General features: G+C 64.9%; 13 protein-coding genes. 9 read left to right on the plus strand and 4 right to left on the minus strand.

Annotated elements, in window-relative coordinates; genetic code table 11:
* The first annotated feature begins 85 nt into the window (after positions 1 to 85).
* Positions 86 to 1,711, plus strand: a complete 1,626-nt coding sequence (locus ACXJJ9_RS14125) for a tetratricopeptide repeat-containing sulfotransferase family protein (protein ID WP_457097774.1) — start codon at positions 86 to 88, stop codon at positions 1,709 to 1,711.
* An 83-nt stretch (positions 1,712 to 1,794) separates the two neighbouring features.
* Here the strand turns inward: ACXJJ9_RS14125 and ACXJJ9_RS14130 are convergent, their stop codons facing one another.
* From ACXJJ9_RS14130 to ACXJJ9_RS14140, 3 genes are all read right to left on the minus strand, one after another.
* The gene (locus ACXJJ9_RS14130; protein ID WP_457097775.1) at positions 1,795 to 2,250 is read right to left on the minus strand and encodes a DUF6197 family protein; all 456 of its coding nucleotides are present in this window, start codon (positions 2,248 to 2,250) and stop codon (positions 1,795 to 1,797) included.
* A gap of 84 nt (positions 2,251 to 2,334) precedes the next feature.
* Positions 2,335 to 2,736 (minus strand): NAD(+)--rifampin ADP-ribosyltransferase, encoded by a 402-nt coding sequence (gene arr, locus ACXJJ9_RS14135; RefSeq protein WP_457097776.1) that lies wholly within the window; start codon positions 2,734 to 2,736, stop codon positions 2,335 to 2,337.
* 272 nt (positions 2,737 to 3,008) lie between these two features.
* Entirely contained in the window at positions 3,009 to 5,540 is a 2,532-nt protein-coding gene (locus ACXJJ9_RS14140) for a YadA-like family protein (RefSeq protein WP_457097777.1), read from the minus strand.
* A 178-nt stretch (positions 5,541 to 5,718) separates the two neighbouring features.
* On the opposite strand from ACXJJ9_RS14140, the gene ACXJJ9_RS14145 reads away from it, so the two are divergent.
* Complete coding sequence (locus ACXJJ9_RS14145; protein ID WP_457097778.1) at positions 5,719 to 6,246, plus strand: nuclear transport factor 2 family protein; 528 nt, start codon at positions 5,719 to 5,721, stop codon at positions 6,244 to 6,246.
* A gap of 219 nt (positions 6,247 to 6,465) precedes the next feature.
* On the opposite strand, the gene ACXJJ9_RS14150 is transcribed toward ACXJJ9_RS14145, so the two are convergent.
* Entirely contained in the window at positions 6,466 to 7,236 is a 771-nt protein-coding gene (locus ACXJJ9_RS14150) for an alpha/beta hydrolase (RefSeq protein WP_457097779.1), read from the minus strand.
* 370 nt (positions 7,237 to 7,606) lie between these two features.
* Here ACXJJ9_RS14150 and ACXJJ9_RS14155 point away from each other — a divergent pair, with 370 nt between their 5' ends.
* From ACXJJ9_RS14155 to ACXJJ9_RS14185, 7 genes are all read left to right on the plus strand, one after another.
* Positions 7,607 to 8,893, plus strand: coding sequence for an HD domain-containing phosphohydrolase (locus ACXJJ9_RS14155; RefSeq protein ID WP_457097780.1), 1,287 nt, complete (start codon positions 7,607 to 7,609; stop codon positions 8,891 to 8,893).
* A 246-nt stretch (positions 8,894 to 9,139) separates the two neighbouring features.
* A complete protein-coding gene (locus ACXJJ9_RS14160) occupies positions 9,140 to 9,625 on the plus strand; it encodes an energy transducer TonB (RefSeq protein ID WP_457097781.1) in 486 nt (161 codons plus the stop codon).
* A 64-nt stretch (positions 9,626 to 9,689) separates the two neighbouring features.
* Entirely contained in the window at positions 9,690 to 10,244 is a 555-nt protein-coding gene (locus ACXJJ9_RS14165; protein WP_457097782.1) for a hypothetical protein, read from the plus strand.
* A gap of 237 nt (positions 10,245 to 10,481) precedes the next feature.
* Positions 10,482 to 11,321, plus strand: coding sequence for a hypothetical protein (locus tag ACXJJ9_RS14170; RefSeq protein ID WP_457097783.1), 840 nt, complete (start codon positions 10,482 to 10,484; stop codon positions 11,319 to 11,321).
* A gap of 199 nt (positions 11,322 to 11,520) precedes the next feature.
* Entirely contained in the window at positions 11,521 to 13,125 is a 1,605-nt protein-coding gene (locus ACXJJ9_RS14175) for a hypothetical protein (protein WP_457097784.1), read from the plus strand.
* 489 nt (positions 13,126 to 13,614) lie between these two features.
* A complete protein-coding gene (locus tag ACXJJ9_RS14180; protein ID WP_457097785.1) occupies positions 13,615 to 14,088 on the plus strand; it encodes a DUF4410 domain-containing protein in 474 nt (157 codons plus the stop codon).
* A 167-nt stretch (positions 14,089 to 14,255) separates the two neighbouring features.
* Entirely contained in the window at positions 14,256 to 14,582 is a 327-nt protein-coding gene (locus tag ACXJJ9_RS14185) for a hypothetical protein (RefSeq protein ID WP_457097786.1), read from the plus strand.
* The last annotated feature ends 41 nt before the right edge of the window (positions 14,583 to 14,623 follow it).

Consider the following 14,623-nt stretch of genomic DNA (forward strand, 5'->3'; position numbering starts at 1 on the left):
CCCCCCCAGCGCGGGGGGGTGAACGGCCGTCGGTGGGGTGGTCCACTGTCCGTGCGGTCCTCCCCCCCGCGATCCGGCATCCGTCATGCAGCAATCCGATCCCCAGGCCCTGTGGCAGCAGGCCGTCGACCATTTCCAGCAGCAGCGCTACGCCGAGGCGGAAGCGCTGTGCTTCCAGCTGATCCAGCATGCGCCCGGCAATCCCATGGCCTACGCCATGCTGGCGAGGACCTGCCACGCGGCAGGACTGACCCGTGAAGCCACCTCCAATGCCTTCCTGGCCGGCCAGCGCGTCGCCAACGCCGCCGCCCCCGAGATCCTCGAGGTCGCTTCCGTCCTGACCGAGCTCGGCGAGAACCAGCTGGCCCATGCCGTGCTGGGGTTCGTGAACCCCGAGGACCCGGTCAACGCCGGCGTCCTGCTTGCGCTCGCCAAGCTGTACAGCACGCTCGAAGACCAGCCGCTCGCCCTGCGCTGCATCGAGCTGGCCCGCGCCCGCGGCGATGACAGCGCGTTCGCGGCGCATATCCACGGCATCGTGCAGAGCTTCCTGGGCCCGATCGAGGCCGCGATCGCGGCCAGCGAGGAAAGCGTCGCCAAGGACCCGCACCATGGCCACGCCCACTGGTTCGCCGCCCAGGTCGGACGCAAGGACAGCGCACGCGATCGCGTGACGCGCATGCGCGAGGCACTGCGGCACCCCGGCCTCGACAACGACGACATCACCTACCTGCATTACGGGTTGTTCAAGGAGTTGGACAGCCTCGGCGAGACCGATGAGGCATGGACATCACTTATGGCCGGCGCGCAGGCGCGTCGCAGCGTCACCAAGCACGATGCTGCGCGGGAGACCGCGGCCTACGACGCCCTGATCGCGGCCACGCCGGAGGGCTTCCTCGACGCCTGTGGCGACGTCCCCCGCGATGCCACGCCGATCTTCGTCGTCGGCATGCCGCGCACCGGCACGACGTTGTTGGAGCGCATTCTGGGCAACCATCCGCAGATCAAGACCTGTGGCGAGCTCAACGACTTCCGGCAGCAGATGCAGTGGGTCAACAACCAGCGGCTGTCGCTGACCCTGGACCCGGGCATCGGCGACTACGTCGCCCGCCTGGACCCGACGCTGCTCGGCAACCGTTACCTGGCCAAGACCGCGTGGGTCGCCGACGGCAATGCGTTCTACGTCGACAAGCATCCGATGAACCACCAGTGGTGCGGCGCGATCCTCAAGGCCCTGCCGCACGCGAAGATCATCCACCTGCGCCGCCATCCGCTGGACAGCTGCTTCTCCAACCTGAAGGAGCTGTTCGCGCACCACTACTACCCGTACAGCTACGCGCTGGACGAGCTGGCCGCGCACTACCGCAATTACGCGCGACTCATGCGCCACTGGCATGCCATCGCGCCGGGGCGGATCCTGGACGTGCGCTATGAGGACCTCGCGTCGCAACCGGACGTCGAAGCGCGGCGCGTGCAGGCGTACCTGGGGCTGCCGGAGGTCGAGGGCGTCACCGACATCCTCGCCAACAAGACCGTCACGACCACGGCCAGCACGCTGCAGCTGCGCCAGCCGATCCACACCCGCAACATCGGTGGCTGGCGCCGCTATGAGGCGGGGATGGCGCCGGTGCAGGCGTTGCTGGCCGACCTCATCGAGGCTTACGAAGCCGAAGACGCATCGGTGCAGCCGGCTGGCGCGGCCGCCGCCTAGGCGCCGGCCAGGCGGTCCCGCCTGCGCGCAAAAAAATCAGGCTGGGCCGTGAAGCGGCTTCGGCTTGAATGATCGTGGGGTGCCTAGTGCGTCGCAGCTGCCAGACGCGCTGCCACTTTGGCTCGGGCAATGGCAAGGACCTTCTTGATGTCATCGAAGGTTGTTTCCGGAAGGTTGTTGAAATCCATCAGGCGATGCTCGAACTCGCGGCCACCTGATACATCCTCGATGGCAAAACGCACCTCTTGCAGGGCTACCCGTCTGTGATCATAGGAACCAAGCGCTTCGATGCTTGCCTCCTGGAGAGCGCAGAAGAGGCTTAGCGTCTGCGCGTCAGGTGGGCACTCTCTCGTGTCTTTTCGATTCCAGTCGGATTCATCGGCCAGCAGTGCATCCGCTTTATCCAGGATCTCGACATCCTTGAGGGATACCGGCTGATCGCGATCCTCATACGCCGGGGTCGGCGCAGTTGCGCAGCCAACCAGCGCCGCGAACACCAGGCCAAGCGCAAGATTCTTCCTTTGCCTGAAGAGACTCATGGTTACTCACCTGGCGCCTGACGCCTGAATGAAGTCGCGAAGCGGGTTCGGTTCGAACGAGTTGTTGTATGGCACAAGCCGTGCTCATTCCTCAATTGCCTCGACACCACGCTGCCTGAGGTTCTCGAGGTGGTCGTGCATTTCCCTGAGCTGGTCGGGGGAGTGACCCTGCCAATCCGTGACCTCGCCGATGATGCGAAACGGATTCCGGGAACGGTATGACTTCGTGGGATTTCCGGGAAACCGCTTGTTCGTCAGGTTGGGGTCATCTTCAATGGACCCTGCCGGTTCCACGATGTAGATCCTTCCGTGTCCTGCGCCAACGGCCAACTCGGCGCCCCAGGTGGCCGCATCCAGCGTGGCGCTCAGGTAAACGAAAGCCGCCTGCTTCCTTTGGCCGTAGTTGGAGGCATACCCCGGCTCGATCAGGTCACCCACCTTCAGGTCGGCCTTCGTGCCGTGGTAGTACGTCTGCGAATCGGTCATCGCGTCGCTCCGGTTTCCTGCCATTCCGACAGGCCGGCGATGCTGCATGACGACCGGGGGCTGGCCGCAAGCCCCCCTGCGTTGTATAAATTGATTGTGGGGAGGCGCGCAGCGCCTCCCTTTTGTTTTGGGCGTCCCGGTGCTTTTGGGCGTCCCGGCTTCCTACGCCGACGGGTGCATAAAAAAGCCGTGCCGGTCCAGATCGGACCGGCACGGCAACTCTCCGGATTACATCGAGCGCGGCGCCTCAGGAGGCGCCGCGCCGGCCTCGATCAGAGGTCGATGCCGAAGCCGGCGCCAACCGACTGGTCATCGCTGCTGAAGGCGCCGCCCAGGCTGAACGACGCACGCTCGCCGATCTGCTTGGAGTAGCCGACCGACAACGCGCTCTCGCCGTTCTGCCAGCCGGCACCGACGCCGATGCGGCCGCGCGGGCTACGGCTGTTGGCCGTGTTGATCGCCATGTTCATCATCGCCGCGCTCATCGCACCTTCGCGGTCGATGCGCTGGTCCTGCTTGTTCAGGCGCGAACCGATCTCGGTGAACTGGTCGTTCATCAACTGCAGCTGGGTGTCGGTGTAGCTGTTGGCGCGGGTCAGCGTCTGCGTGGCGGTGGTGTCGGTGTAGGTCCGGGCCGAAGCCAGCGTTGCAGCGTCACCGGCCTGCATCTGGCCGACGTTGGCGGCATCGGTTGCGGCAGTGCCGGCGGCGACGTTGGTCACACGACGCTGCTGCGTGGCGCTGCCCATCGACACGGTGTTGGCCTGGTCGGCCACCGAGCCCTGGCCGATCGCCACGGCACCCGCGGCGCTGACCGTGGCACCCTGGCCGAGGGCGGTGCCGCTGGCGGCGCTGACGTGGGTGTCGGCACCGATGGCAACGCCATTGGTGGCCGTCGCGTCGATCACCGCATTGCTGCCGACCGCGGTGCTGCCGTCGGCCATGACCGAAGCGCCACTGCCGTAGGCCGTGTCGCGGCTGTCCTGGGCATGGCTGCCATCGCCCAGCGCCAGACCACTACCGGTGCCGACCGGCAGGCCAAGGCCCGGGGTCGTCTCGAGCGAGAACACTCGGCTGCTGAGCGTGGAGAGCGCACCGTCGAGCGCGCCGAACGCGTCGCCGACGTTGAAGTAGCTGCTGCCCTGGATGGTGTAGTTGGGCATCCCGAGCAGGCCATTCATGTCGATCGTGGCGCCACCGCCGAATGCGGCGGCCACGGTGTTGAGCTGTGCCACGTTGCTGGCACCGATCGCGACCAGCGTGTTGTTGAGCTGGCCCACGTTGACCGCGTCGGTGTCCTGGGTACCGGCGGCGACGTTGGTGATCTGGCGCTCGGCACCGGCGGCGCCGACGGAGATCGTGTTGTCGCGATCGGCCACCGAGTACGAACCCAGTGCGACGCTGTTGGTCCCCAACGCCGTGCTGTACGCACCGAGCGCGGTGCTGTAGTCGCCGACGGCAGACGAGGTGTCGCCGAGCGCGGCGCTGGAGACACCACCCGCGGTCGCCAGCGAGCCGACGGCCGTGCTGAAGTCACCGACGGCGAGGCTGTAGGAACCGGTGGCGACGCTGTTGTGGCCGCGCGCCTGCGCATACGCGCCGTCGGCGGTGCTCATCGTGCCCAGCGCCGTGCTGTACGCGCCGGTGGCGCTGGCGAAATCGCCGGCGGTCCAGGCATACGCACCCGTGGCGTTGCTGAAGGCGCCGAAGGCATTGGAGTAGGTGCCGATCGCGGTGCTGGCGAAGCTGTAGGCGTTGGCGAACGCGCCGACGCCGGTGGTGTAATCAGAGGCCCCCGTCGACATCTGGCCGATCGCGATGCTGTTCTTCGCCATACCCCAGGCATTGCTGCCGATGGCGATGGAGGCTTCGCCGATGCCGCCCGCGTAGGAGCCGAGGGCGATCGCGTCGAAGCCGTTGGCGAACGACTCGTTGCCGAGCGACATCGACCAGGCGCCGGTGGCGTAGGCGCCGGTGCCCATGGCGATGGCGTAGTTCTGCAGCGCGCGGGCATACGAACCCACGGCGAGGGTGTTCTGCTTCGTGGCATGCGAATCGATGCCGAGCGCAATGGCGAACTGGCCCGACGCCTCGGTCGCGGCGCCGACGGCCGTGGACATGTTGGGGCCCGTCGCCCTCGCCAGGGTGCCGATGGCCGTGCCGTACGCGCCGGCCTTGGACATCGCGCCGAACGAGGCGCCGTATTTGTCGGTCACCTGGGCGGACTGGCCGACGGCCGTGCCGCTGGTACCCAGGACCAGGACCTTGGCGCCGTCGCCGACGGCCGTGGCGCTGTTGGCGGCGGCATTGGCCGAGCGGCCCAGTGCGGTGGCGTTGAGGCCGCCGGCGTTGGCGCCGGTGCCGAACGCGGAGGTGCTGGTGTTGCTGGCGATGGCGTTGACGCCGACCGCGGTGGACGAACTGCCGCTGGCGTTGGCGCCGGTGCCGAAGGCCGAGGAATTGTTGCCGGTGGCGCTGGAGGCATTGCCTACCGCGGTGGCGTTGGTGGCGGTGGCGCTGCCGGCGGTCGCATTGTTGCCGATGGCGGTGGAGTTGGCGCCGAGGCCGCGGGCGTTGTTGCCGAAGGCGGCGCTGTTGGCGCCGGTGGCGTTGGCCAGGTTGCCGACGGCGGTGGCGAACGCGCCGGTCGCGGTCGCGCCGGTGCACTGGGTCTGGCCTGGCGTGGCGGTGTCGCAATCAGTTGCCAGCGCGATCGACGGCGCGAGGCCCATGGCCACGAGCAAGGAAGCGGTGAGGTTTGCGCGGTGGAGGGCCTTGGAGCGCGCGTTACGAGCGGTTTTCACGAAAAGATTCCCCTGAAAGGATGGATCGGCGACGGCCGGACATTGCGTTGGGCCTGACGCGCCAACGGTCGGACTTTGCTGCCGGCGGGGCCGCACTGCGCCCCCCCGCGGTGGGGGGGCGTGCGGGGGGCGGTGTCGGTGCCCAATGGCGCCACCCCCACTGTCCGGTAGATGCCCCGTGCGCCGCCTTCTTCCCGCTGCTTTCCTCGCCCTTGTCGCCATTGCTCCCGCGTCTGTGTTCGCGCGCTCGTCCGCGCCCGTACCCAGCGTGCCCGTAGCCAGCGTGCCTGCCCCCAGCGCACCTGCAGTGGGCGCGAACGCGAGCGAATCGCCCGCCGCCAGGGAAGCCGCGCAGGTCGTCGACGCCTTCATGGCCGCGCTGGTCAGCGGGCAGCTCGACAGCGCGCGGCAGTTGATGGCGCCCCATGCCGTCGTCATCGCCAACGGCCATGTGCTGGGCGAACGCGACGCCTACATCGACGGCGCCGCGAAACAAGACGCCGCCGCGCTGCGCACCGTCTCGCGCGAACTCCTGCGCCGCGACGCCCGCGCCGGCAGCGATGTCGCCTGGGTCCTGAGCGAGAAGCGCGTGCACACGGGTGCGGCGCAGGGACCGAGCGAAGTGGTCGTCGAATCCATGGTGCTCGCCAGGACGACGTCGGGCTGGAAGATCACCCACATCCACTGGTCGGGCCGGCACGGCTGATACCGCGGAAACGACTTGGCCGGCAGCCATCTGTGATGGCTGCCGGCCTCAACGCTGGGAAGGGGTTGCCGGTATCTCGGGGGAGTTCCGGCAGCCTCTGGCACGTGCCGGCGCGTCGACTCATTCGGCGCGCCGGCGCGTCCCCCTTCGGGATGCGGCGGCCTTCGTGCCGCAAACGAGGAATAGGGCGGAGCGATGACGCTCCGCCCCGAGTCGCGGTTACTTCTTGCCGTGCGCCGCCTGCTCGATGAGCTTGGCTACGGCTTCCGGCTTCGACACATAGATCGCGTGGCTGCCGGCAACTTCGACCACAGTCGCGCCTGCACGCTTGGCCATCATCTGCTGCGCCGGCGGCGGGATCATGTGGTCTTGGGTGGCGACCAGATACCAGCTCGACTTCGACTTCCAGGCCGGCTCGGTGACGGCACCGCCCAGCGCCTCGACACCCCACGGCACCTGCGAGTTCGCCATGAAGTCGGCTTCGTCGGCGGAGACGTCGCCGGCGAACGAGGCCGCGAACTTCGCGCGATCGAGGAACAGGAAACCATCCTGCGGCGGCAGGATCGGCGGCTGCGGCGCACCCGGGGGCGGGTTGGCGATCAGCGACTGCACCGACTCGCCCTTGTCGGGCGCGAACGCGGCGATGTAGACCAGGCGTTCGACCTTGGGATCGGTGCCGGCTTCCGATACCACCACACCACCGTAGGAATGGCCGACCAGTACGACCGGGCCGTCCTGCTGCGCGATGGCACGCTTGGTGAACGCAACGTCGTCCGCGAGCGTCGTGGTCGGGTTCTGCACGATGGTGACGTTGTAGCCATCCTTCTTCAGGATGTTGTAGACCTTGGCCCAGCCGGAGCCGTCGACGAATCCGCCGTGCACCAGCACGACGTTCTTGATGGCTTCAGGGGCCTTGGCGGGCGCGGCATTCGAGTTGGAGGCAAGGGTCATGGCGGTAGCGGCGGCGAGGCCGAGCATCTTGATGTTCACGGAGTGAGCTCCAGAGGTTAGGTGGCGAGGCGAGGCTGGGACATACATCAACCGGGGGAGAGCGGACATCGCGATCACCCTCGAGGCACAGATTGCGCTCCGCCCCCTGTGCGCACCATCGGTTGAATGACCGAGGTCGCTGCGGAGGGGAGGGCACTAGACTTCCCGGCCCCGGTACAGGTACTTGATCCGCCGTGAACGTTTCCACCGTTCCCCTGCTGGATGTGATCCGTTCGCTCGCGTTCGTGGGCGACCTGGCGATGGGGCAGCCCACCGATCACTCGCCGCGCGCTGCCTGGCTGGCCGGGCAACTGGCCAGGGCCGCCGGCGCGATAACATCAATTGCCGGGAAGCCACTACCGTCGCCCTGTTGCGCTGGTCGGGTTGCACCGCCAACGCGCCCGAATTCGCGCAGTTGTTCGGCGACGATGTGAGCGGACGCAAGGCCCTGCTCGCCATCCAGTCGTCCGGCAGCGGGTTTCGTTCCGGCACGCGCCACAAGGGATCGGCATTCCTCTCGCTGTCGCGCATCCACTGTGAAGTGGCGGGCGACATAGCGGTGCAGTTGGGACTGGACGAAGCGACGCAGTTCGCGCTGCGCCACCTGTTCGAAAGCCACGACGGCAGCGGCGCGCCTGACGGCCTGCGCGGCGAGCAGGTGCCCGCTTCGGTCTACACGGCCTCGCTCGCCGGCGATCTGGATATCTTCAATCGGCTGTATGGCCTCGAGCAGGCATGCAAGCTCATCGAACAGCGTGCGGACGCTCTGTATCCGCAAGCGCTCGCCCGCCTGGTCGTCGCCCATGCCTCGCGCTGGCTGATGGCGCTCGACGACGATCCGACGTTGTCCGGCCCGTGTTCGCTCGACGCCGCATTCGCCGATCGCACGACGTCATTGGAAATCCTGGCCCACGTCATCGACCTGAAGCTGCCGTGGATGACCGGCTATTCGCGCGCGGTGGCGCAATTGGCCAGCAATGCAGCGATCGAGCTCGGTCTGGGTGCGCTCGGCCAGCAGAAGGTGTATCGCGCCGCGCTGATCCATGGCATGGGCCGCGCCGCAGTGCCCAACATGATCTGGGAAACCCCGGGCAAGCTCGCGGAATCGGCATGGGAGCGCGTACGGCTGGTTCCCTACTGGACCGGGCGCGCCGCGCGCCAGATCGGTTCCCTCGCGGGCGAGGCGGAAATCGCGTCGTATGCCTATGAACGACCCGATGGGTCCGGCTATTTCCGTGAGGCCAGGGCGGCGGGCATTCCCATCGAAGGACGCATCCTTGCCGCCGCCGCAGCGCTGGCTGCCCTGCGTGTCGCACGTCCCTGGCGCGATGCACTTGCAGAAGACGCCGCCGGTTCGCTGCTGATGGCCGAAGCCACCGCCGGGCGTTACGACGTCGATGTCGTCCGTGCCCTTTTGCGCAAGCCGCGACCGGCCAAGGGCAGGGTGTCCACCGCGCCGTTGACCAGTCTCCTTTCGGAACGCGAGCGGGATGTGCTGCGCTGGATCAGTCTTGGAGCGAGCAACAAGGTTGTCGCGCAGAAGCTGTCGATCAGCCCAAGCACCGTGCGCACCCATGTCGAAAGCGTGTTTCGCAAGCTCGAGTGCGCCACACGTGCCGCGGCTACGTTGAAAGCCACGCAACTGGGCTTGCTGTAAACGTCGACGTCCGCTTCTGGCCAAAGCGGACATGGCCAGGAAGTCTGCTGCGGTGAACTGGCGAGTGGCCGCTAACGGCCCAAAACGGACAGTTGGCACGTCCCGCTTGCTCCGGCTATACGCCAGCTTGTTAGCCGGATGTCGCGTCGCTAATCTGCCACTTGATCAAGGGGTTGCGCGGGTCGGTCATTGCACTGCCACAGATGTATAACCGGACCTAGCAGTTAGGTCTATGGGGAAACAGCCATGCGGTTTGTAGCAGCAGTTCTTATGCTTTCTCTGGCATTCGCTTTACCCAGTTTCGCTTGCGAAAAGCCAGCTAGCTCTGGCGGCGAGTCATCTGAGTCCGTTCCGGCCAGGACAGTCTTCAACCGCATCACACCTGAGAGCCTCGAGATTGATGCCGCCGCAAAGAAGGCCTACGGCTGCCGCTACATATTTGCTGATGTGTTTGGCGGCATGGAGCGCGCCAGACCCACAGCCGGTGGACTACCTAAGGCACCAATCGGAGCTGACGGGCAGCCCAAGGCGGGCAAGGTCCTTGTTGCGTACATCATCACTGTCGAGGGGGTCGCCGCAGATCCGGTGGTGATCGAAAGTACTGACAGTCAACTGGCGGACGCTGCCCTGGAGGCCATGCAGGCTTGGCGATTTCAGCCTGCTTCCTTCAATGGCCGGGCTGTCGCATCCCTGGCAGCTCAAGAGTTTCCCTTTGCGGCAACCGGGCCCTAGGCCTAACAATTCATTCAAGCCGAAGCTGCTTCGCAGCTCGGCATAGCTCAGGCGTTAGGCACCCATGAGATACCTCGTCAAACCCGTACTCGCTCTTTCAGCCATCGGCCTTTTCCTCAGCGTCATTGTGCACATCATCGCGCTGCTGGGCTTTGATCCGCAGCTAGGCGAGTCTGTTTTCGCGCTCCACGTCGGCATCTTCGTTGTCTGGTTCCCGGCCGTGTTCCTGTCGATGAGGATGGGTCGTGGCAAGAAGGCATCAGCCTGGGGCTTTGGTGGCTTCATGTCATGGAAACAAGTCCTGTCGGGCTGCCCAAGGTGGATGACATATCTGCTCTACGGCTTGTTCGCCTACACTTTCTTGAACTTCTTCTTGTTCATGGGAAGTGCCGCAAGCGGTGCGTCTCAAGTCGATTCGGCATCTTCGCCGCAAGTGATTCGGGGATTCTCTGGTCACTGGATGGTCTTCTACTACGCAGCCTTCGCAATTGCTTATTCGGCGCTCATGAAGCCGGAGTTGCTGGGGGATGCGGTGTGCAAGATGGGCCACAAGGCACTACCTATCGACAAATTCTGCTCAGAATGCGGCAACCCTGTCGTCGTCAAAAAGGGTTCCTGACACTTCATTCAAGCCGACGTCACTTCGCGGGCATCGCGTGCTGCCGACCGTCGCTACGCGCGCGCATAAGGGCGCAGGACGTATGCAGGCTTGCGATCGAGTTTCAGGGCACCTAATCTCGTCCTCGCACCGGCGGTGCAATCATTCTGCGGGGGCAGAATGTGACCAAGGGGATCCCGGGCGTGTGCCAAGCATGGCGACGGGGTGTTGTGTAAACCAATCCAGGGGACGATGTACGTGTACAGATTTGTATTGCTGCTCGGCTTGATTCTTGCGCCGCTCCAGGCACTGGCTGCTGATGACAACGTTGCCAGCGTTCCGAAGGACGCCGTCGATGCACCGGCTGAAACGATGGGCACGGTCATCGGCACGATCGGCTACCGCGTCGACAAGACACCAAAGGTCGGTGACGCGGCCTTCTTTTTTCGAAGGGCGGGATCACAGGAGTACGGGTACGCTCATGTCTCGCGTGGGTGGTTGGGCATTGACAAGAACGCCGGGGCACTGAAGGACGGCAAGTTCCGTTATGCAGCCTTCAAGATGCAGTTGCCCGAGGGCCGCTACGAAATCGCTCGAGTCGCCGGGTCGTATGACCTCCCCGGTTGCGTGGGCGGAAACAGCCCAACCATGTTCGCCAGTGAGAAGGATTTCTCCGTCCCGTTCGAAGTCAAGCGAGGCAAAACCCTTTACCTGGGCTCCTTCCTGGCTCACGGCACGCTGGAAAAGGGAAAGGTTTGCCTCATCCCCATGCCCGTCCCCAGTACCGTCTACCTCTCGTACGCGGACAAGTGGCAACGTGATGCACAAGTTTTTTCGCAAGGCCAATGGGCGGTCGATCTCGACCTGGTTGACCACGTCGATCTGGCTGTAAACGAGCACACGGACTACTACATCATCGCGGAGGACCACGTCCCCGAAAAGGCCGGAATGCGCGACTACTTCGCCGGCAAGCTGTCGCACGCTGGCAAGATCGCGGAGTACAAGGCTGCCCATGGCGATACTTCAGCCGCGGAGTCTACGGGGTCAGCGGAGTCCGCCGGGACTGCAGTGCAAGGCGCGCCAGAGAGCGTCGAATGAGCGAGGCCGGGGTGGCGCGACCTGCCGCCCTCGAGGCTCAACCCGTTGATCGAACCCAGAAGACAAAGGCCCGCTTGCGCGGGCCTTTGCTCCGGAAGTAGGCCGCAGGTGGGTATGGGCCGACCAAGCAACGGGGCGTTGGTCAAGCCGAAGCCGCTTCGCGGCTCGGCTTAGTTATTTCGTACAGGGGGAGTCTGTAATGCGAAGTGTGTTGTTTGCGTTTGGCCTGCTGCTGGCGTTGCCGGTGGCCGCCAAGGAAAAGCCGCAGGTGCCCGCCGTGTTGGCGCCAACACACGGCTATGTCTATCTGGCATTTCCGAAGGGTGGCGGTGATGCGATCACGGTCGCTCCGGTGGCGGGCGGCAGGGATCTGAAAGTCAACACACCGGCCACCGCCGTGTCGTTGCCTGCCGCACAGGCGTTTGGCCAGTGGCTGCCCGCGGGGCGCTACCGGATCAAGCAGTGGGGCGTGTGGCAGTGGCCCGACGGGCCGGAGTTCGACGTGCAGGCCGGGCGCGTGACGGATCTCGGCGACCTGATGCCGGTGAACGTTGGCGGATATCAGTTCGTCGTGGTACCTGTCACGCACCCGGAACACGCGGGATCACTGGCTGAAGCCATCAAGCCCATGGCGTCGGTGCTGAAGGAATCCACGCCTATTCCAGCTACGATGACCGCGATATCTCCGCCCATCACTATCGGCCAGAAGCCGAGTGGAATGGGGTTGATCTGGGATCTGCTGGTGGCGCACGACCGCAAGGTCAACAAGCCCTCCACGCTGGATGCGCTGATCGCCGCCAAGGACCCCAACGAGTTCCTGCGCCTGCTGCGAGGAATCACGCCGCCGCTGCAGGATGAGCCCGGGCGACTTCCCGATGGCACGCTTTTCTTTCCCGCGGATCTGGGCCAGTTGCGCAAGCGCACTCCCGACGGCCAGTGGAGCAGCCTGGGCATGGACACGATGCGCCAGATTCTCGCAGTGGAGCATGCGGACGGCCGCCTGATCGCTGGCAGCGACGACGGCCATCTGCGCGCCAGTCGCGACGGCGGAGCGACGTGGACGGACCTGAAGGCGCTCGGGCGCCTGGAGTCCATCCTCGACATCGACCACACCCGCGACGCGTGGGTCGTAACCACGACCGAGAGGTTCGACGATCCCGATGCAGAGCGTGGTAGCGGCTTCGTGGTCGCGGCGAGGGGCACGCTGTCGGTCCGCCTGCGCGTGTATGTCGGACACCGCGAAGACCTCAACGACCTCGCGCTCTCTAAGGAGTTCACGCTGGCCCCCAAGGACCAGGCCGGTTGGCTTGGTGCGCGCGGACAGTTGGTAGGCAGTCACTACTATGTGATGGCAGGTACGGCGTTGCAGCGCCTGGACCTCGCCAGCGGCGATTGGAAGACCATCACGCCGGGCCCGCGCATCTCCTCCCACCGCGTTGATCCGACCACGGAGGTGGTAACCGCGCTCTGGAGCCAGGGCGGCTTCTCGAAGGTCTACATCTCATCCGATCACGGCGACACCTGGACCCAGATCGGTCGCCCGCCGTACATCATAAGTGACGTGCAGATGGACGGCACCGACCGCGGCTGGGCGAGCCGCTGGAACATGAATGCCTTTGGCGGTGCCTGGGAGACGTACACCTTCGTTCCCGCCAAGAACGACTGGGACAAATCGGGCGAAGCGCCGTTCAACTGCCGCCTGATGCGCATCGCGCCGGACCTGCCCGTGCTATGCATGGCGCCGGACGCGAGCATCCTCGGTCTGCACGATGGCAAGTGGGACGCGGAGTTTTCCGCACAGTGATGGAGGCGAGGGGCTTCGCCTCGGTGCAGCCATCAAGGATTACGCGGCCGTGGCTCAACACGCGGTCGAGCAGGGGCTGGACATTTAATGCTGTCAGGTCTCCGACGGCACCAACGATAAGGGCGGCCCAGTGGCCGCCCTCGTCGTTTCATCCAATTCGTTGCGGCTCAGGGCGCCGCGGACGCAGGGCCTGGCGCCCGTTCGTGAAGCCACTTGCCCTCGTTGCCCCACACGTTCCAAGTCGCGCCTTCGTCCGCGCTCCGGTGCACCTGCTGGTTCCAGAACGCCTGCTCAACAACGTCAATACCGGTGCCAAAAATGAAAGGGTGTGTCGCGCGCGACCGTACACGAATGGATGGATGAGGCCCGCACAGCAGGGCGCAATGATCTTTGCAGCGCCTGACGCCTTTGCTAAGGTCACGCACTCCACGTCGCTTGGGGGCCGCTGTCCGGCGGCAGCGACGTGTGCATGAGTCAGGGGAAAACAGAATGAACTTCAGGCCGGTACTTTTTCTTCTTATTGCTGGCTTCCTGTCCGGCTGCATGGGGACGACCGGGCAGGTCTACGTGCCGAACAAGGCAGTGGGTTCGCGCTACTGGTACGAAATCGTCAACTCAGCAGAAATGTCCGAGGCGGGTGTGCAGGAATTGCGCAAGGAGCTGGATATCGAGCTTCGCAGCAGAAATCTCCTGGCGGTGGAGACCGATCCGGAAGCCCGGAAGGTAAAAATCACTATCACCAACTACTACATGCGCGCCGCTGCAGCTAGATTCCTGGTCGGAATCATGGCCGGTCGCGACAACATCCATAGTGTCGTAACGATTACGGATGTGAAGAGCGGCGAGGAACTTGGCCGCATCGAAGTGGACTCCCATAACCCGACTGCCATGGGCACGGCGGGCGGCTTGATCGAAAGTCACGCGACGGAAATCGCGGACTTTATGTCGGGCGTCAGGGGCTAAGCGGCTATGTCACAGTTCAAACATCTTGTCTGCACCTTTGCGCTGCTTCTTGTTGTCACGGGTTGCAAAATGGGCACCCTGAGAGACGAAGTCCGCCTTGATCAGGACATAGTCCTTGGTGGTACGGCAGGGCGCTGTTGAAGACGGATTCCGAGAACGATCACTCCGTGGCCGTGCTCTTGGACAGGAAGGTGTTCATCACTCAACTGGATGGAAAGAGCCTGTATCGGATGGGGTGGACAACTGAATATCCAGAAGCGATGCGGATATGGCCGGGAACGCACTCGATAGGTGTTCGATACCTGCATAGCAGCATGGGCGGACCTGTCGTCAACTATGCCAATGCATTGCTCACTCTCGATGCGAAAGCGGAAAGCAAGTACATCGTCCGGAAGCTGATCGTGGGCGGCTCAATCCGCTTCTGGATAGAAGATATGGACACTGGCGAAGTCGTGGGAAGTGAGCTTCCGGTGCAAGCCAGCGCAGGACCGTAGGCTGGGTCGGCTCGGACCGGCCGAGGGCCAACGAACATCCG

It is taken from the genome of Lysobacter sp. P5_B9 (assembly GCF_054049835.1).

Excerpts from the sequence above, each read along its gene's own strand:
- ACXJJ9_RS14125 (WP_457097774.1), top strand. The coding sequence starts at position 86 with ATGCAGCAATCCGATCCCCAGGCCCTGTGGCAGCAGGCCGTCGACCAT.
- ACXJJ9_RS14130 (WP_457097775.1), bottom strand. The coding sequence starts at position 2,250 with ATGAGTCTCTTCAGGCAAAGGAAGAATCTTGCGCTTGGCCTGGTGTTC.
- arr (WP_457097776.1), bottom strand. The coding sequence starts at position 2,736 with ATGACCGATTCGCAGACGTACTACCACGGCACGAAGGCCGACCTGAAG.
- ACXJJ9_RS14160 (WP_457097781.1), top strand. The coding sequence starts at position 9,140 with ATGCGGTTTGTAGCAGCAGTTCTTATGCTTTCTCTGGCATTCGCTTTA.
- ACXJJ9_RS14165 (WP_457097782.1), top strand. The coding sequence starts at position 9,690 with ATGAGATACCTCGTCAAACCCGTACTCGCTCTTTCAGCCATCGGCCTT.
- ACXJJ9_RS14175 (WP_457097784.1), top strand. The coding sequence starts at position 11,521 with ATGCGAAGTGTGTTGTTTGCGTTTGGCCTGCTGCTGGCGTTGCCGGTG.
- ACXJJ9_RS14180 (WP_457097785.1), top strand. The coding sequence starts at position 13,615 with ATGAACTTCAGGCCGGTACTTTTTCTTCTTATTGCTGGCTTCCTGTCC.